18 protein-coding genes and 2 pseudogenes are annotated in these 17428 nt (G+C 61.7%); 11 read left to right on the top strand and 9 right to left on the bottom strand.

The window, feature by feature from the left end:
- Nucleotides 1–201: pseudogene (locus ROE7235_RS14505) on the top strand (IS630 family transposase); the annotation flags it as partial.
- Here ROE7235_RS14505 and ROE7235_RS14500 read toward each other — a convergent pair.
- Nucleotides 151–1140: an asparaginase gene (locus tag ROE7235_RS14500; protein WP_121096225.1), complete on the bottom strand. Its 990-nt coding sequence runs from the start codon at nucleotides 1138–1140 to the stop codon at nucleotides 151–153. The pseudogene ROE7235_RS14505 and the gene ROE7235_RS14500 overlap by 51 nt on opposite strands.
- A 185-nt stretch (nucleotides 1141–1325) precedes the next feature.
- Between ROE7235_RS14500 and ROE7235_RS14495 the strand changes: the two genes are divergently transcribed.
- The 4 genes from ROE7235_RS14495 to ROE7235_RS14480 all read left to right on the top strand — a co-directional run bounded on the left by ROE7235_RS14495 (nucleotide 1326) and on the right by ROE7235_RS14480 (nucleotide 3691).
- Nucleotides 1326–1865 carry an invasion associated locus B family protein gene (locus tag ROE7235_RS14495; protein ID WP_370743786.1) on the top strand — a complete coding sequence of 180 codons (540 nt, stop codon included), beginning with the start codon at nucleotides 1326–1328 and terminating at the stop codon, nucleotides 1863–1865.
- A 94-nt stretch (nucleotides 1866–1959) separates the two neighbouring features.
- Nucleotides 1960–3138: a dual-specificity RNA methyltransferase RlmN gene (rlmN, locus tag ROE7235_RS14490; protein ID WP_121096221.1), complete on the top strand. Its 1179-nt coding sequence runs from the start codon at nucleotides 1960–1962 to the stop codon at nucleotides 3136–3138.
- Nucleotides 3139–3378 carry a GlsB/YeaQ/YmgE family stress response membrane protein gene (locus ROE7235_RS14485; RefSeq protein WP_121096220.1) on the top strand — a complete coding sequence of 80 codons (240 nt, stop codon included), beginning with the start codon at nucleotides 3139–3141 and terminating at the stop codon, nucleotides 3376–3378.
- Between the two features lie 73 nt (nucleotides 3379–3451).
- Complete coding sequence (locus ROE7235_RS14480) at nucleotides 3452–3691, top strand: HP1242/YdcH family protein (RefSeq protein ID WP_121096219.1); 240 nt, start codon at nucleotides 3452–3454, stop codon at nucleotides 3689–3691.
- 18 nt (nucleotides 3692–3709) lie between these two features.
- Here ROE7235_RS14480 and ROE7235_RS14475 read toward each other — a convergent pair whose 3' ends face one another.
- The gene (locus ROE7235_RS14475; protein WP_121096218.1) at nucleotides 3710–4552 is read right to left on the bottom strand and encodes a fumarylacetoacetate hydrolase family protein; all 843 of its coding nucleotides are present in this window, start codon (nucleotides 4550–4552) and stop codon (nucleotides 3710–3712) included.
- A gap of 76 nt (nucleotides 4553–4628) precedes the next feature.
- The gene (locus ROE7235_RS14470; protein WP_121096217.1) at nucleotides 4629–5090 is read right to left on the bottom strand and encodes a universal stress protein; all 462 of its coding nucleotides are present in this window, start codon (nucleotides 5088–5090) and stop codon (nucleotides 4629–4631) included.
- Between the two features lie 146 nt (nucleotides 5091–5236).
- Between ROE7235_RS14470 and ROE7235_RS14465 the strand changes: the two genes are divergently transcribed.
- From ROE7235_RS14465 to ROE7235_RS14445, 5 genes and pseudogenes are all read left to right on the top strand, one after another.
- A complete protein-coding gene (locus tag ROE7235_RS14465; protein ID WP_121096216.1) occupies nucleotides 5237–5722 on the top strand; it encodes a (2Fe-2S)-binding protein in 486 nt (161 codons plus the stop codon).
- A gap of 26 nt (nucleotides 5723–5748) precedes the next feature.
- Nucleotides 5749–8121, top strand: coding sequence for a xanthine dehydrogenase family protein molybdopterin-binding subunit (locus tag ROE7235_RS14460; RefSeq protein ID WP_121096215.1), 2373 nt, complete (start codon nucleotides 5749–5751; stop codon nucleotides 8119–8121).
- A 13-nt stretch (nucleotides 8122–8134) separates the two neighbouring features.
- Nucleotides 8135–8926 (top strand): FAD binding domain-containing protein, encoded by a 792-nt coding sequence (locus ROE7235_RS14455; protein WP_121096214.1) that lies wholly within the window; start codon nucleotides 8135–8137, stop codon nucleotides 8924–8926.
- Nucleotides 8927–9023: 97 nt separating this feature from the next.
- Complete coding sequence (locus ROE7235_RS14450; RefSeq protein ID WP_121096213.1) at nucleotides 9024–9605, top strand: DUF2726 domain-containing protein; 582 nt, start codon at nucleotides 9024–9026, stop codon at nucleotides 9603–9605.
- 141 nt (nucleotides 9606–9746) lie between these two features.
- Nucleotides 9747–10448 (top strand): annotated as a pseudogene (locus ROE7235_RS14445) (glutathione S-transferase N-terminal domain-containing protein).
- On the opposite strand, the gene ROE7235_RS14440 reads toward ROE7235_RS14445, so the two are convergent.
- The 6 genes from ROE7235_RS14440 to ROE7235_RS14415 form a co-directional block, all read right to left on the bottom strand.
- Entirely contained in the window at nucleotides 10445–11026 is a 582-nt protein-coding gene (locus ROE7235_RS14440) for a nucleotidyltransferase family protein (protein WP_121096212.1), read from the bottom strand. The pseudogene ROE7235_RS14445 and the gene ROE7235_RS14440 sit on opposite strands and share 4 nt — an antisense overlap.
- Complete coding sequence (locus tag ROE7235_RS14435; protein ID WP_121096211.1) at nucleotides 11023–12321, bottom strand: branched-chain amino acid ABC transporter permease; 1299 nt, start codon at nucleotides 12319–12321, stop codon at nucleotides 11023–11025. Before ROE7235_RS14435 ends, ROE7235_RS14440 begins: the two co-directional genes overlap by 4 nt.
- Nucleotides 12318–13328: a branched-chain amino acid ABC transporter permease gene (locus ROE7235_RS14430; protein WP_121096210.1), complete on the bottom strand. Its 1011-nt coding sequence runs from the start codon at nucleotides 13326–13328 to the stop codon at nucleotides 12318–12320. The genes ROE7235_RS14435 and ROE7235_RS14430 overlap by 4 nt, the downstream gene beginning before the upstream one ends.
- A 3-nt stretch (nucleotides 13329–13331) precedes the next feature.
- Nucleotides 13332–14042, bottom strand: a complete 711-nt coding sequence (locus tag ROE7235_RS14425; protein ID WP_121096209.1) for an ABC transporter ATP-binding protein — start codon at nucleotides 14040–14042, stop codon at nucleotides 13332–13334.
- A gap of 78 nt (nucleotides 14043–14120) precedes the next feature.
- Complete coding sequence (locus ROE7235_RS14420) at nucleotides 14121–14906, bottom strand: ABC transporter ATP-binding protein (RefSeq protein WP_121096224.1); 786 nt, start codon at nucleotides 14904–14906, stop codon at nucleotides 14121–14123.
- Nucleotides 14907–14989: 83 nt separating this feature from the next.
- On the bottom strand, nucleotides 14990–16171 hold the full coding sequence (locus ROE7235_RS14415; RefSeq protein WP_121096208.1) for an ABC transporter substrate-binding protein: 1182 nt from the start codon (nucleotides 16169–16171) through the stop codon (nucleotides 14990–14992).
- A gap of 172 nt (nucleotides 16172–16343) precedes the next feature.
- Here ROE7235_RS14415 and ROE7235_RS14410 point away from each other — a divergent pair, with 172 nt between their 5' ends.
- On the top strand, nucleotides 16344–17426 hold the full coding sequence (locus ROE7235_RS14410; protein WP_183073524.1) for a glycosyl transferase family 90: 1083 nt from the start codon (nucleotides 16344–16346) through the stop codon (nucleotides 17424–17426).
- Nucleotides 17427–17428 lie beyond the last annotated feature (2 nt).

The raw sequence follows: 17428 nt of genomic DNA, 5'->3' as shown, positions 1-17428 counted from the left end.
CTCAATCCAATTGAACGTCTTTGGGCGGTCTTGCACCATTATGTCACCCACAATCGCTACTACCGAAGTCAGAAGCAATTCGCCGACGCCATCCTTGCATTCATGCGTGAGACCATCCCGCAGGAATGGAAGAAATTCCGCGACAAGGTGTCAGATAACTTCCGCGTCATAACACACGAGAACTTTCGGGTTTTGGAGTAGAAGAAGTATAACAGGATGGTCGGGGGCGATCACGCCGTAGCGCCGCAACAGTCCTGTCATCGCAGCCTCTGACGCGCGGATGCCGCCGTCGATGATTTTCAACGCAATGCCCAGTTTCTTTTCAGGCAGGATAGCCACAAAGACAGCTTCCGCCCCGGTCTTGACCGCCGCCCGACCCTCGGCTGCGCGCATCAGGTTGGTGCAAGCCTTGGTTTCACCGGCGACCATATCGGGGTGCGCCATCATCGCATCTCGCAGCCGGGCCATTGCCTGTGCCCGCCCGTCGCCCACGCCCTCACGGGCGCTGGCAAAGCGCGCCATGGCAAGCCCCAACCCTTGCAATTCAGTGGCGAAATTTGGCGCAGAGCACCCGTCTATTCCGTATCCTGCAGAGGTCTGGCCGGTCGCCCCCTCGAACGCGTCGCGCACCGCGCGTTGCACGGGGTGGTCGGGGTCCACATAGTCCGGCCCGCCGCGCAGGTGCGCATTCACCGTCAGGAAGCCCGAATGTTTGCCGGAGCATTCATGATGGCTTTGGCAGGGCTTTGCATGGGCGCAGATCAGCCGGTCGCGTTCGGCAATATCGCCCGGAGGGGCCGCGCCACAGCGCAGGTCATCATCCGACAACCCAAGATCGGCCAGCCAGCGCGTCACCATGCCAACATGCAGCGCCGAGGCCTGATGCGACGCACAGGCCAGCGCTAGCTGCTTCGCGCTCAACCCCGCGCCCGCGCCGGACTCCAGCAATGGCAGAGCCTGCACCATCTTGCAGCTTGAACGCGGGTAGATCACGACTTCGGGTCGCCCCCAGCTTTCGACCACCTCGCCATTGGCCCGCATGACCACGGCATGGCCCTGGTGCACCGATTCCAGACGATCCCCGCGCCACATCTCGACCATGGGCACGGCACCTTGCGTAATACTCTCCAGCTTCGGCATGTTCTTGCTCATCCTGACGCGATTGGTCCCCATGATTCACGCTTGCGCGATTTTTTATCATGAGGGCTTTGAACTTTGGGCGGGTAAGGGTTAGAAAACACGGGAAAAGGAACGGTGTCATCATATTGTGACGCTATAGTCAGGCACGATCTAACGGATCGAACAGCTCGGAGGCAAGCTAGCAGATGGTGTTTCAGGCACGAAACTGGGCCGTTATGGTCGCAGGCGCGGCGTTCGCCCTTTCTATCGCAGGCAGCGCGGCTATGGCGCAGGAATCGACCAACCGTGTCGCCGCCGACACGGCGTGGAGCGTGTTTGTCGAGGATGATCCCAAAGAATGCTGGGCCGTTTCTGCCCCGCGCGAAACCGTGAACACCCGTGGCGGCAACCCCGTGCAGGTGCGGCGCGGCGACATCTTGCTATTCGCGACCTATCGGCCCGACAGTTCAACGCCGGAAATATCATTCACGGGCGGCTACCCGTTCGCACCGGACTCGACCGTGGGGCTGACCGTCGGAGATACAGAATACCAGTTATTCGTGAACGGCGAATGGGCGTGGTCCGCCTCTCCCGAAGAAGATGCGCGTATTCTGGCAACCTTGCGCGCTGGCGCCGAGGCCGTATTGACCGCGCGGTCGTCACGCGGGACAGATACGCGCGACACCTTCTCGCTGTTCGGGTTCACCGCCGCAACGGAAGAAGCACAGCGCCAATGCGCTAGCTGACCCGTCGCGTCTGCCACCACGAAGCGCCGCCCGGACTGTCCTTTCCGGGCGGTTTTGCTATATTGATGCCTGTAACCCCGCCAAAGGCAATGCCATGACCTCCAATGCTCCTATCACCCAAGACGTGCTGACCCTGCCGCGCAAGCTGACAGAGGGCGGCAAACGCAATCTGGTGGGCCTGACCCGCGACCAGTTGGGGCAGGCGCTGGCCGACATGGGCACACCAGAGCGGCAGGTCAAAATGCGCGTGGGTCAGATCTGGCAGTGGATCTACCACTGGGGCGTGCAGGATTTCGAGGCGATGACCAACCTTGCCAAAGGCTACCGCGCGCAATTGGCAGAGGCGTTCGAGATCACGCGCCCCGAAATCGTGTCGCGGCAGGTATCAGAGGATGGCACCCGCAAATACCTGTTGCGCATCGCGGGCGGGCACGAGGTGGAAGCGGTCTACATACCCGAAGAAAGCCGTGGAACCCTTTGTATTTCCAGCCAGGTTGGCTGTACGCTCACCTGTTCTTTCTGCCATACCGGCACGCAGAAACTGGTGCGCAACCTGACCGCGTGCGAAATCGTCGGGCAGGTGCTGGTCGCCCGCGACGATCTGAACGAATGGCCAGAGAAGGGCGCGCCCAAGAACGAAACCCGCCTTGTCAGCAATGTGGTGCTGATGGGCATGGGCGAACCGCTGTACAACTTCGACAATGTGCGCGACGCGATGAAGGTCGTGATGGATGGCGAAGGGCTGACGATCTCGCGCCGCCGGATCACGCTGTCGACATCCGGGGTCGTGCCGGAAATTGCCCGCACGGCGGAAGAAATCGGTTGCTTGTTGGCGATCAGTTTTCACGCCACCACGGACGAGGTGCGCGACCGTCTGGTGCCCATAAACAAACGCTGGAACATCCAGACCTTGCTGGATGTGCTGCGCGACTATCCGCGTATCTCGAATTCAGAGCGGATCACCTTTGAATATGTCATGTTGAAAGATGTGAACGATTCGGATGCCGACGCGCGGCGGCTGGTCAAACTGATCGCGGGTATCCCCGCCAAGATCAACCTTATCCCCTTCAACGAATGGCCAGGCGCGCCCTATCAGCGGTCCGACTGGGCGCGGATAGAAAGTTTCGCCGATATCGTCCATAAAGCCGGTTATGCCAGCCCCATCCGCACGCCCCGCGGCGAGGATATCATGGCAGCCTGTGGCCAGCTCAAATCCGCGACCGAACGCGGCCGACAGACCCGCGCCGAGATCGCGGCGCAGACGGGCGCCTAGATGCCGGTTGTCCTGCTCATCGTTGTTGGCGCGCTTGCCGGTGTTATCGCCACGCGGCTGATGCGGATGAACACCGACCTGCCGACCGCCATGGTTGTCGGCGTGTTGGGGGCCGTTGTGGGCGGCTTGGGGTTTCGGTTCATGATGGCGTCTGCAGGTTGGGTCGGCGGGTTTGTGCTGGCGCTTCTGGGTTCGCTCGCGCTGCTATGGCTCTACCAGCTTTGGCAGGGAAAGCGTTGAGTTTGCGCCAGATCAAAGCGGGACGGGCAGGGGCGGCTACACTCTGCCTGTAACCACGAACAGGAGAGCGAGCATGTCCCACACCCCGCACGAACTGGCCGAAGAATTCCCCCATGCCGCCGATGCGATGCACCGTCTAAAGCAAGAAGACGCGCATTTCGCCAAGCTGTTTGACAGCTATCACGAAGTGAACCGCGCGATCCATCGGGCAGAAACGAATATAGAGCCTGTGGCAGAAGCGCAGGAAGCCCAGATGCGCCGCGAGCGTATGGCGCTGAAGGATGAAATCGCGCATATCCTGAACGCCGCGTAACGGCCCGTGGCGGCCCGCTCAGGCCGCCACCACTTTCGAGACCTGCCGCCCAAGCCCTGCCACCTCCAGCACAACGCTGTCACCTTCGGCCAGAAATTGCGGCGGTGTCATGCCCAGCCCCACGCCAGACGGGGTGCCGGTGGCGATCACGTCGCCGGGCAGAAGTTGCATGAAGTTCGACATGTAAGCAATTATTTCTGCAACAGAAAAAATCATATCAGATGTGTTTGACGCTTGCCGCGCTGCGCCGTTCACCGCCAAGGACAGGTCCAACGCTTGCGGGTCCGCTACGTCGTCGCGGGTTACGAACCATGGTCCGATCTTGCCGAAAGAGGGGGCGGATTTGCCCTTTATCCATTGCCCGCCGCGATCTTTCTGGAAGGTCCGCTCTGAAACATCGTTAATCGCGACATAGCCTGCAACGTGGTCCAGGGCCTCTGCCTCGGAAATATTCAGCGCAGGCGTGCCGATCACCACGCCGAGTTCCACTTCCCAGTCCACGCGGGTTGCGCCTTGGGGGATGATGATGTCATCCTCCGGCCCTGCCAGAGATGACGTGGCCTTGGAAAACAGCAAGGGTTCTGTCGGTTTGGCCGCACCGGTTTCCGCGGCATGGGCGGCGTAATTCAGCCCGATACAGTAGAAATTCGGCACCGATGCCAAGGGTGCGCCAAGCCGCACCAGCCCTTCGACCACGGGGGCCTCGTTTGCTCCGCGCTCCGCCAAAGCGGCCAGCGCTGCGCGTGACACTGCCGCGCCGGCAAAATCCTCTGTCAGCGCCGACAGGTCGCGCAATCGCCCGTCCCGGTCAAGCAGTCCGGGTTTTTCTTCGCCTTTCGGGCCGAACCGCACCAGTCTCATGCGCGCCTCTCCTTTTCATCTTGCCAAAAATACTCATGTCGCCGCGCCCGTTGCTTCGTGCCACGCGCGGGCAGGGCTACCCCTTGGAAATCGCTTCCAGCCGCTCGCGCGACAATTCTCCCGGAACAATGGTTATCGGCACCGGCAGCGTGCCCGATGAACGGGTCAGTTGCGTCACCAAGGGTCCGGGGTTGTTGCTTTCGGTTCCGGCACCCAGCACCAGAATGCCGATCTCTGAATCCTCATTGATCTGCGCCAGGATCTCGGCCACGGCTTCACCCTCGCGGATCACCAGTTCGGGGTTCACCTTCTGGCGGTCGCGCATCCATTTGGCGAAAACCTCGTAATGCGCTTCGATCCGCTCGCGGGCCTCTGCGCGCATCACATCTGCGACGCCCATGAAGCCGTGAAACTCCTCTGGCGAAATGATCGACAGGATCTGGACCTGACCTTGCGTATGGGCGGCGCGCATCGCGGCAAAGCGCATGGCGTTCAGGCATTCGCGGCTGTCATCCAAAATGACAAGGAATTTGCGCATGATCCCTCCGGCCTCTGTGCAGCTTGTGCATATTGGCGGAGCAGCGCGACACTGTAAAGCATCCGTGCAGCTACACCCAAGGTCGCATAGGCGGTGGCGGTGTTCCGTGATTTACTTCGGCCAAAGCCAATGATGGGAGGAGCCACATGAGCAAGGTGACGATGACGGTAAACGGTCGCAAGATGGCCGCAGAGGTAGAAGGGCGCACGCTGCTGTCGGGCTTCCTGCGCGAGGGGTTGGAACTGACCGGCACCCATGTCGGCTGCGACACCAGCCAATGCGGCGCTTGCGTGGTGCTGGTGAACGGGCAGGCGGTCAAATCCTGCACCGCCTTTGCCGCCGATCTGGAGGGGGCAGAGGTCACAACCGTCGAGGGCATGGCCAATCCCGATGGCAGCTTGGGCAACATCCAGCAGGCGTTTCAGGATTACCACGGGTTGCAATGCGGCTATTGCACGCCGGGCATGGTGATGAGCACGGCAGCCCTTCTGGCCGACAACCCCAAGCCGACCGAGGAAGAGGTGCGCCATTATCTGGAAGGCAACATCTGCCGGTGCACCGGGTATCAGAACATCGTGCGTGCGGTCATGGCAGCGTCCGGTCAGGATGTGGGCGCTTTGGCGGCTGAATAACACACGGGATTTTCAGGGAGAGAGACATGCCAAAAGATGACGGCATCGGCGCCAGCACAAAGCGGCGCGAGGATACGCGGTTCCTGACCGGGAACGGTAAATACACCGACGACATTAACCTGCGCGGCCAGACCTATGTGCATTTCCTGCGCTCGGACGTGGCGCATGGGCGGATCAAGGGGATCGACAGCTCTGCTGCCGAAGCGATGGACGGTGTACTGCGGGTGTTCACCGCTGCCGATTTCGACAGCGCGGGCGGCATTCCCTGCGGGTGGCAGGTGACGGACAAGCATGGCCAACCCATGCAGGAGCCCAAGCACCCCATTCTGGCCGAGGGCAAGGTGCGCCATGTGGGCGACCCGATTTGCGCGGTGGTGGCAGAAACCTACGCGCAGGCTCGCGACGCCGCAGAGGCGATCGAGGTTGATATCGAAGAACTTGAGCCGGTTGTCGACATGAAGGCCGCGCTGAAAGACGGCGCGACCAAGGTGCATGACGATCTGTCGTCGAACCTGTGCTACGACTGGGGCTTTGTCGAAGAAAACAAGGACGCGGTGAATGAGGCGTTCAACAACGCCGCGCATGTGGTCAGTCTGGAACTGACCAACAACCGCCTTGTCGCCAACCCGATGGAACCGCGCGTCGCCGTGGGCGATTACGACCCTTGGGGCGACAGCCACACGCTTTATACCACCAGCCAGAACCCGCATGTCATCCGCCTGCTGATGGGCGCGTTCGTGCTGAACATTCCCGAACACAAGCTGCGCGTGGTCGCGCCCGATGTGGGCGGTGGGTTCGGGTCCAAGATCTACCATTACGCGGAAGAAGCGTTCTGCACCTACGCCGCCAAGGTCTTGAAACGCCCTGTGAAATGGACCTCGTCGCGGTCCGAGGCGTTCATCTCTGACGCGCATGGCCGCGATCATAAAACCAAGATCGAACTGGCGTTGGATGCGGACCATAACTTCACCGCTTTGCGCACGGAAACCTACGCCAATATGGGCGCGTATCTGTCGACCTTCGCGCCCTCCATCCCGACTTGGCTGCACGGCACGCTGATGGCCGGGAATTACAAGACCCCGCTGATTTATGTGAATGTGAAGGCGGTGTTTACCAATACCGTGCCGGTCGATGCCTATCGCGGGGCAGGGCGGCCAGAGGCCACGTTCCAGATTGAACGGCTGGTCGACAAGGCTGCGCGCGAATTGGGCGTGGACCCGATTGAATTGCGCCGTCAGAACTTCATCAAGCCCGAGGAATTCCCGTATCAAACCCCTGTCGCGGTGGTTTACGATACTGGCAATTACCACGCCACGATGGATAAAATGCTGGAACTGTCCGACTACGCGGGCTTTGAAGCGCGCCGCGCGGAAAGTGCGGCACGCGGCAAGCTGCGCGGCTTCGGCATTGCGCATTACATCGAGGCTTGCGGCATCGCGCCGTCGAACCTTGTGGGCCAGCTTGGCGCACGGGCGGGGCTTTACGAGTCGGCTTCGGTGCGGGTGAACGCCACCGGGTCGATCAGCGTCTATACCGGCAGCCACAGCCACGGGCAGGGGCACGAAACCACATTCGCCCAAGTGGTTGCGGAGATGATCGGGGTCGATGCCAACAGCATCGAGATCCACCATGGCGATACGTCCAACACCCCGATGGGCATGGGCACCTACGGCTCTCGGTCCTTGGCGGTCGGCGGATCGGCCATTGTGAAGGCCACCAACAAGATCATCGACAAGGCCAAGAAGATCGCCGCCCACCTGCTGGAAGCCGCGCCCGAAGATATCGAGCTGAAGGACGGTAAATTCAGTGTCGCGGGCACCGACAAATCGGTCGATTGGTCGGGTGTGACGCTTGCGGCCTATGTGCCGCATAACTACCCGCTGGAAGAGCTGGAACCGGGGCTGGAGGAGACGGCATTCTACGACCCGTCGAACTTCACCTACCCGTCGGGCGCCTATGGGTGCGAGGTTGAGCTGGACCCCGAAACCGGCAAGATCGACATCCTGCGTTTCATCGCTGCCGATGATTTCGGCAATATCGTGAACCCGATGATTGTTGAGGGGCAGGTGCATGGCGGTCTGGCCCAAGGGATCGGGCAGGCATTGCTGGAAAACTGCGTCTATGACGATCAGGGCCAGCTTTTGTCGGGCAGCTACATGGATTACACTATGCCACGCGCCGATGACATGCGCGGCTTTACGGTCGATCATAGCTGCGTCACACCCTGCACGCATAACCCGCTGGGGGTAAAAGGCTGTGGCGAGGCGGGGGCGATCGGCTCACCACCCGCTGTGGTCAACGCCGCGATCGACGCGCTGCACCGCGCGGGCCACACGCATATCACGCATATCGACATGCCGCTGACGCCGTCGCGCGTCTGGGCCGCGATGAACGGTTAAGGGAGGAGAACCCATGTATAATTTCGACTTCGTAAAACCCGGCTCCGTGGCCGATGCCGTTGCGGCCTTGGCGGGGGAAGAGGCGCAGCCGCTTTCGGGCGGGCAAACCCTGATCCCATCCATGAAAGCGCGGCTGAACGCGCCGGGCAGTTTGGTCAGCCTGACGGGTATTCCGGAACTGGTTGGTGTGTGCCGCGAAGGGGACACGCTTGTCATCGGTGCGGCCACGACACATGCGCAGGTTGCACGCGATGCGGCGGGCGACTTTCCGGGTCTGGCGGCTTTGGCCGGCCAGATCGGCGATCCGGCGGTGCGCAACAAGGGCACCATCGGCGGCAGTTTGGCCAACAATGACCCGTCCGCTTGCTATCCGGCTGCGGCACTTGGCACGGGGGCAACCATTGTTACCGACCGGCGCGAGATCGCGGCGGATGACTACTTTCAGGGTATGTTCACCACCGCACTGGAAGAGGGTGAGATCATCACCTCGGTCCGCCTGCCCATCCCGCAAGCCTCGGCCTACGCCAAATTCGTGCAACCGGCGTCACGTTTCGCGCTGACCGCCGCCTTTGTGGCGCGCTACGCCAGTGGCGTGCGCGTGGCGATCACCGGCGCGTCGGAAAACGGCGTGTTCCGCTGGGCAGAGGCCGAAGCCGCGCTGTCCTCCGATTTCAGCGCGAATGCGCTCGACGGTCTGGCGCATTCCGCCCATGAGATGATCGCGGACCTGCATGGCACGGCAGCCTACCGCGCGCATCTGGTGGGGGTTATGACTCGCCGTGCGGTGGCAGCTGCGGGATCGTAAAATCTTTGGTCCTGCGGTGCTGTCGCAGGACCACTCCATGATTTCGCCGCATTTTTTTGCAATCACTGGGTGTATTGCAGAGCTCTGTAGGTGAGGTATGGATTATTTGCACTTTGATGCGGACCTTCTTGCGCCGCTCTGGGCAGAGTATTGGTTTATTGCTGTGGTGCTCGTTTTCGCGCTGATCGCAAAGCCGCTGTTCGGACGACGCAGGCGCTGGTCAGGCAAACGCCCGTCAAGCCCCGACGCAAAGGGGTTGTATGACCCATCAGAACAAATGCGCGCAATAACCAATGCCGGGTTTGAACGCCGTCGCATCATGAACCAGACCGAATTTGCTGTTTTTCGCGCGATAGACTCTGTCTTGCCAAATAGCTACCGCCTGATGGCCCAGACCAGCCTGGGTGAGGTGTTGGGGGCATCCAAAAGCGGCGACCGTGTTGCGGATCGTAGGGCACATGCGTCGATCAACTCCAAGCGTTTGGATATCGCGGTCATTGATCGGTCCGGCTTTGTAGCGCTGGCAATCGAAGTGCAGGGCAAAGGCCATTATGGTGCAAAGAACACATTCATGCGCGATGCTGTGAAGCGCGAGGCGCTGCGCCGCGCGGGAATTCCGTTGCTGGAAGTGCACCCGGACTGGACGACCGATCGCATTCAACAGCAGGTCACTCACTAATTATCAAGTGATCAGGCTTTGCGGTCCGCCTGACTGTGCAGGCTTGCACAGGCGTCGCGCACAAACAAAATTGGTGTAGCACTTGGACAGCATGTCCCGAACGCTTAGCTTGAGAGCCAATAGATAAGCAAAGGACATGCCATGACCATAGACCTGCATTACTGACCCACGCCGAACGGCTGGAAAATCTCTATCGCGCTGGAAGAAATGGGCCTGCCCTATGACGTGCATTTCGTCAATATTGGTGCGGGCGACCAGTTCAAGCCAGAGTTTCTGAAGATCGCGCCCAATAATCGGATGCCGGCCATTGTGGACCCGGACGGGCCGGATGGCGCGCCGATCTCGATTTTCGAGTCCGGCGCGATCCTGCAATATCTGGCCCGCAAGACCGGGCAATTCGGCGGGCCAACCGAACGCGACCGCACTGCCGTGGATCAGTGGTTGATGTGGCAGATGGGCGGGCTTGGCCCGATGGCGGGGCAGGCGCATCACTTCCTGAAATACGCGCCGGCGATGGACCCGCCCAATGACCTGCCCTACGCCAAGGACCGCTACCGCAATGAAACCGCGCGGCTTTTGGGCGTTTTGAACAAGCAGCTTGCCGAAAACCGCTACGTCGCGGGGGACTTCTACTCGATTGCCGATATGGCGATCTGGCCTTGGGCCACGCTTTGGGAAGGGCAGGAGCAAACGCTCGACGACAAGCCGCACCTGAAACGCTGGCTGGACGAGGTTGGCGCGCGCCCTGCGGTGCAAACCGGCCGCGCGCTGGCAGCCGACCAGCGCAGCGATGTGACAACCGACAAGGACGCGCAGAAAGTGCTGTTCGGCAAGCGCGACTAACGCTGTGCCCGCCACGCGGCCCAAGCCTCTGGCGTGTCCAGATCGGTCAGGGCGCGTTGGCCGGGCAAAGGGTGCAAACGTGGCGGGTGATCGCGCAGGATCGCCCGCGCGCCTTGGTCGCCCGACAGTTCGTGCATCGCCGCAAATACCGCGCGCGGCAGAATAACGGGATGGCCCGCTTGGCCATCTGCGGTTGTCGCGCGCAAGGGTGTTGCCGATTGCTGTGCCTGCGCGTCAAACAATGCGCATAGGTCATCTGTGGTGATATCGGGCATATCGGGCAGGGCGACCATCAGCGCATCCAGCCCGAGCCCTTTGGCCCAATCCGCGCCCGCGCGTAAGCTTGCGGCCATGCCTTCGGTCGCGTCTATTTCCAAGATCGTCACGTCAAGGCCCAAGAGCGAGTCACGGCGCGGACTGGCGACCGGCAGTGTCACCAAGACCGCATCTGCGGCCCCGCGAGCGCGGATTGCGCTGCGTCGCAAAAGTGCGACGCCGTCAACCTGCTCCAACAGCTTGTCGCCGCCGCGCATCCGCGAGGACGCGCCCGCCGCGGGCAGCAGGACCGCGCGTGTCATCTTTCGGGGATCAGACCGCGCGGGGCAAAGCGCAGCATCAGCAGAAGCGCCACGCCCATTGTCAGCAGCCGCATGTAGCTGGCCGACCCCAAAAGGTGGTCTTTCAGGTCCGACCCGTCCGCCATACCCGCTGTCGCCAGTTCCATGAACCAGCGCCCGGCCGGTTCGACCTGCACCCACAGGAACCAGACAACGAACCCGCCCAGCACGGCGCCCCAGTTGTTGCCGGATCCGCCGACAATAACCATCACCCAGATCAGGAATGTGTAGCGCAGCGGCTCGTAACTGCCGGGGGTAAGCTGGCCGTCCATTGACACCATCATCGCGCCCGCCAGACCGCAGACCGCAGAGCCGAGAATGAACACCGCCAGATGGCGTTGCGTAACATCCTTGCCCATGGCGCGGGCCGATACCTCGTTGTCACGGATCGCGCGCATCATCCGCCCCCAGGGCGAGGTCCAGGCCCGCTCTGACAGCCAGATCAGCAGACCCAGGACCAGCGTGAAAAGCGCCGCATACCCAAGGCCAGAGACGACAGAGGCGGTTTGCTGTACCTCCCAGCCAAGGGTTTCGGCCAGCGCTTGCAACCAGCTTTCGGTTTGCAGGTCGACGGGGCGCACCACGGGGCGGTCAATGCCGGTTACGTTGTTAACGCCGCGCGACATCCAGCCCTCGAATTTCAGCACCGCGATGACGATTTCGGATATGCCCAGCGTCGCAATGGCCAGATAGTCCGAGCGCAGGCCAAGGCTTACCTTGCCCACCATCCACGCCACACCGCCCGCAAATAGCGCGCCCACGGGCCATGCCAGCACAACGGGCAGGCCGAGCCCGCCCAGATAACCCTCGGACGCGGGGTTCACCGCTTCAATGGCCTGCGTGGCCGGGCCGAACACGGCGGAGGTGATGAAATACCCCGCCACCAGCACCGCCACCATGGCCAAGGCCCGCAGGCGCCCTTTGGGCAGGCGTTTATAGACCACCACGGCGGCCAGTATGCTCGCCACGCCCAATAGCAGCCCCAGCAGCGCGCCCATTCCGCCTGCGGCCCATGCCTCTGGCACCGGCGGCTGCGCGACCAGCACCACCGCCAGCCCGCCAATGGCGGTAAAGCCCATCACGCCCACGTTGAACAGGCCCGCATAGCCCCACTGCATGTTCACGCCGAGCGCCATGATGGCCGAGATCAGGCTCATGTTCAGGATGGTGATCGCAAGCTGCCAGCTTTGCAGAGCGCCAACGCCCAGCAACACCAGCCCCATCAGGGCGAACAGGCCAAAGCCGCGCGCGGTCATAGCACTCTCCCTTTGAAAATGCCCGTCGGCCGGAACAGCAGCACAATGACAAGGATCATGAAGGTGACGGCGAATTTGTAATCGACCGGCAAAAGCTGGACCATGCCCGATGGCTCAAACCCCTCGGGCAGCAGATAGCCCGCGACGCGCCGCCACGCAAAGGTCACGCCCATTTCGGCAAAGGCCACCACATAGGCCCCGACAATCGCCCCGATGGGGCTGCCCAAGCCGCCCAGAATGGCCGCCGCGAACATTGGCAGCAGAAGCTGGAAATAGTTGAAGGCCCGAAAGCCCTTGTCCAACCCGTAGAGCGTGCCCGCCAGCACCAGCAGGATGGCCGTGATCACCCATGTGATCGTCACCACCCGTTCGGGGTTGATACCCGACAACAGCGCCAGATCCTCGTTGTCGGAATAGGCGCGCATGGATTTTCCGGCACGCGTGCGGGTCAGGAACCAGAAAAGGACAATCATCACGATCAGCGCGGTCACGATGGTGATGGCCTGCGCATTGCGCAGCGCCAAGCCTTCGGCAAGACCCGTAAACGCGCGGAATTCGCGCACGCTGAACACGAAACGCTCGCCATCTTCGAACCGGGTTTCGCCCACACCCATGAACAGGCGGGTGATGCCGTTGGTCACGAACATCACGCCCAGGCTGGCCATGACAAAAATCATCGGCTTGGCACGCACCCGCCGGTAGTAGCGATAGACCAGCCGGTCCGCGGCCAACAGATAGCCCACCATGACCAGCACGCCAAACGGCACGGCCAGCAGCGCAGTGGGCAGGGGGGCTATGCCAATGCCTTGGCCTTGCAGGAAAAACGTGCCCCCGATCACGGCGGCGGTGCCCAGCGCCATGGTGTCGCCATGGGCGAAATGGGCGAACCGCAGGATGGAATAGATCAGCGTTATCCCCAGCGCGCCCAGCGCCAACTGGCTGCCATAGGCGAGCGCCGGGACCAGCATGAAATTCGACAGGGTGACGAGTGCGTTCAGAAATTCCATGCCTCAGCCCCCCAAAAACGATTTGCGCACATCCGGGTCGGCCAGAAGGGCGGCACCCGTGTCGGTGTATCGGTTTGCGCCCTGCACCAGAACATAGCCCTTGTCGGCAATCTCCAGCGCTTGGCGGGCGTTTTGTTCCACCATCAGAATGCTGATGCCGGTGCGCGCGATCTCGATGATGCGGTCGAACAATTCATCCATCACGATGGGGCTGACGCCCGCTGTCGGTTCGTCCAGCATCAGAACCTTCGGCTGGGTCATCAGCGCGCGGCCAACGGCGACCTGCTGGCGCTGCCCGCCCGATAGCTCACCCGCCGCCTGTCCGCGCTTGTCGCGCAGGATGGGGAACAGCGTGTAGACCTGCTCCATCGTCGCGGCGATATCGTCGCGGCGAATGAACGCGCCCATCTCCAGGTTTTCCTCGACCGTCATCGACGGAAAGATATTGCTGGTCTGCGGCACGAAGCCCATGCCCTTGGCGACGCGGGCTTGGGGGGTGAGCGCGGATATATCCTCGCCCTCCAACCGCACCGCACCCAGGCGCAGCTTCAGCATTCCGAACACGGCCTTCATCGCGGTCGATTTGCCCGCGCCGTTGGGTCCGACAATCACCGCGATCTGGCCTTTTTCCACGGCAATCGTGCAATCATGCAGAATATCTGCGCCGCCATAGCCGCCGGTCATGGCGTCGCCAATCAAGAAAGGCTCAGCCATGCTCACACCCCGCCCATTTCATCTTGCTAAAAATACTCCCGCCGGAGGCATCCGCCGCGCGGCGACACGCGACCGGCCTCATGCCGCGCCGTCCTTGACCTTGTTCTTCAAGCCAGTGCCCAGATACGCCTCGATCACCTGCTCGTTGGCCTTGATCTCGTCCAGACTACCCTCGGCCAGCACGCGGCCTTCTGCCATGCAGATCACGGGGTCGCAAATCCGGCCGATGAAATCCATGTCATGCTCGATCACGACAAATGTATAGCCCTGTTCGCGGTTCAGCCGCACAATCGCATCGGCAATCGTATTCAGAAGCGTGCGGTTCACGCCCGCGCCAACCTCGTCCAGAAAGACGATCTTGGCGTCGGTCATCATGGTGCGGCCCAATTCCAGCAGCTTTTTCTGCCCGCCGGAAATCTGGCCCGCTTTTTCATCGGCAATATGGTCGATGGTCAGGAATTCCAGCACCTCGTCGGCGCGGGTGCGGATGCGGCGTTCTTCCTCGCGCACGCGCGCGCCATGGAACCATGCGTCCCACAGGTTTTCGCCCGACTGGCGCGGCGGCACCATCATCAGGTTTTCGCGCACCGTCATCGAATGAAATTCATGCGCGATCTGGAAGGTGCGCAGCAGCCCCTTGTGGAACAGTGCGTGGGGGGGCAGGCCGGTGATATCCTCGCCCTGCATGATGACCTTGCCGGATGTCGGCGGCAGCACGCCCGCGATCACGTTGAACAGCGTCGTCTTGCCCGCGCCATTCGGGCCGATCAGCCCGGTAATAGAGCGCTCGGCGATTTCCAAGCTTGCGCCATCAACGGCGTGAAAGCCGCCGAAATGCTTGTGCAGGTTTTCCACCCGGATCATGGACATATGCAATACGGTCCCGCGTATGGCTTGCGGCCCAAGGGTTTCCCCATGGGCCGCAAAACCAGTTTCAACCAAGTGGATTAGTGGAACTTGACCGTGGTGTATTCGCCGCCGTCGACGATGTATTCACGGAAGCTGCCTGCCGCTTCGCCGGGGCCGACCAGTTCGACATTGGTTGCGCCGACATAGTCGATCTCGCCACCATTTGCCAAGATTTCCAGACCCTTGGCCAGCTCGCCCGGCAGGATCGGCTCGCCCGGCGCGTTGGCCACGTTCAGCACGTTGGCGGCAATACCGGCGGGTGTTGCTTCGCCTGCGGCCTGGGCGGCCAGTGCCAGAATGGCGGCAGCGTCATAGCTTTCGCGGGTATAGCTGCTATCGGCGCGCACACCGGCGGCTTCGGCAACGGCGGTGAACGCGTCCGCGCCATCGCCTTGCGCCCATGGAATGGTGCCCACGGTGCCTTCCAGCGCCTCTCCGGTATTGGCGATAAGCGCATCGCCATACATGCCGTCGCCCATGAAGAACTGATCGAACGCGCCCAGCTCATAGGCGGTGCGCAGCACGGAGCCGCCGCCATCGGTGTAACCCAGAATGATAAGGGCATCGCCACCGGCCGCAGCCAGCGTGCCAACTTCGGCGGAGTAGTCGCCCTTGGCTTCTTCATGCGGAACGGTGGTGGTGATGGTGCCGCCTGCCGCCGTGTAGGCTTCGGCAAAGGCCGTTGCAAAGCCAGAGCCGTAGTCGTTGTTGGTATGGGTCAGCGCAACGGTGTCGAAGCCACGCTCCATCACGATATCGGCCAGGATCACGCCTTGGCGCGCATCCGACGGCGCGGTGCGGAAGAACATGCCGTTCGATTCGGTCGTGGTGAACGCGGGCGAGGTCGCAGACGGCGAAATCATCGGCACACCTGCCGACATGGCCACGTTTTGCAGCACGGCCATGGTCACGCCGGAACAATCCGCGCCGACCATTGCGACAATCCCGTCGGACGAGATCAGACGCTCGGCAGCGGCTTGCGCGGCGGAGCTGTCCACACAGGTCGAATCGGCGCGCACCGGGGTGATGGTCGCGCCGCCAAGGAACATCCCGCTGTCGCTGATTTCGCTCATCGCCAGTTCGGCGCTGTCAGCCATGTAGGGGGTGATGTCTTCGATCGGGCCGGTATAGCCCAGCAGAACGCCCATCTTTACCTCTTGGGCCGTGGCGATCCCTGCGGAAAGTGCCAGCGCGGTGCTGGCAAGAAGCAGCTTTTTCATGTCGTTCTCCCTGAATGTGCCCGGTTACGGCGCGATACCTCCCGCCGGCCGGACATGTTACTGCGGCAGCTTTTCCTGCCCTATTCAAATCTGTAGCATGGCGCGAAAACCCGTGAAAGAGCTTTTGAAACCGGCTATGCGAACGCGACATATCCAAGCCAGCGGGGACAAGATGGCCAATCGCGAGAAACTTTTTGCCGCGATGCTGCAACACCGTTTTCCGGCGCATTGGGCCGACATGATGTTCTGGGACAACGGGGCGCTGGCTGCGCAACTGCAAACGACCGATCACCACAACATGTTCGGCTATGATCCAGCGACGGAAAAGGTCTTTCTCAACGACGACATCGCCCGTGGCCTTGTGCGCACCGCGCAAGGCTGGCACCCCAATACCGAGGGAGAGGAGTTCCTGCGCGCGGCGCAAGTGCTCAACGATCTGTCAGGGCTCGAGCTGCCATTTCTGGCCGATATGCGCGACCACCGCGCACGCTCGGGGCTGGTGGCCGATGACGGGCGGTTTGTGCCAGTGTTCCAGTATAACCGGTTGCCGCAAAATCGCGGCGGCGTTATCTGGCCACTGAGCACCCACTACCAGAGGATCGGATCGGGTACCTATTTCGGGTCGGGGCTGCATGACCCGCTGCCTTTCGCGCAAAAACGCGATATCGTTTTCTGGCGCGGGGCGCCCACGGGGCATGACCGCAACGGCACGCGCGCGATCTTCAGTCTGCGCGCGTATGCTGCGGGCAAACTTGACCGCGTGAGCTGTGCGGCCCGTTTGAAACAGGTGCCGCGGTTTGCTCTGCTGGATAGTTTCCAGACACAACCGGGCTACGATCTGGCATTCGCGGAAAAAGCTTCGCTGCCCTCGCCGGGCGAGTTTGGGTATCGCGTTACACCGCCTATGCCGCGCAAGAAGATGCTGAATGCGCGATACCAACTGGTGATACAAGGCCATGATTGCGGGTCGAACCTGCCTTGGCTGCTTGGAACGAACTGCCTTATCCTGCGTCAGGATATGGCTTGGCAGGTTTGCTACAGCGCGGCGCTTGAGCCTTGGGAGCATTATGTTCCCATCGCCGAGGATTTCTCTGACCTGCCGGAAAAGCTGGCTTGGGCGCGCGCCAATCCGGACGCGTGCGAAGCAATCATCGCGAAGGCGAACAGCGTTGCTGATAATCTGGCTGACCACGCGTTCGAGGACTCGCTAAGACGTGCGGTTTTGGACCGCTACCGTGCAGCACTCGACGGCTAACA

The organism is Roseinatronobacter ekhonensis, assembly GCF_900499075.1.
In the GTDB taxonomy this organism is placed as follows: Bacteria; Pseudomonadota; Alphaproteobacteria; order Rhodobacterales; family Rhodobacteraceae; genus Roseinatronobacter; species Roseinatronobacter ekhonensis.
Note: the sequence above shows the minus strand (reverse complement) of the source record. Positions and strands in the feature narration are given on the sequence as shown.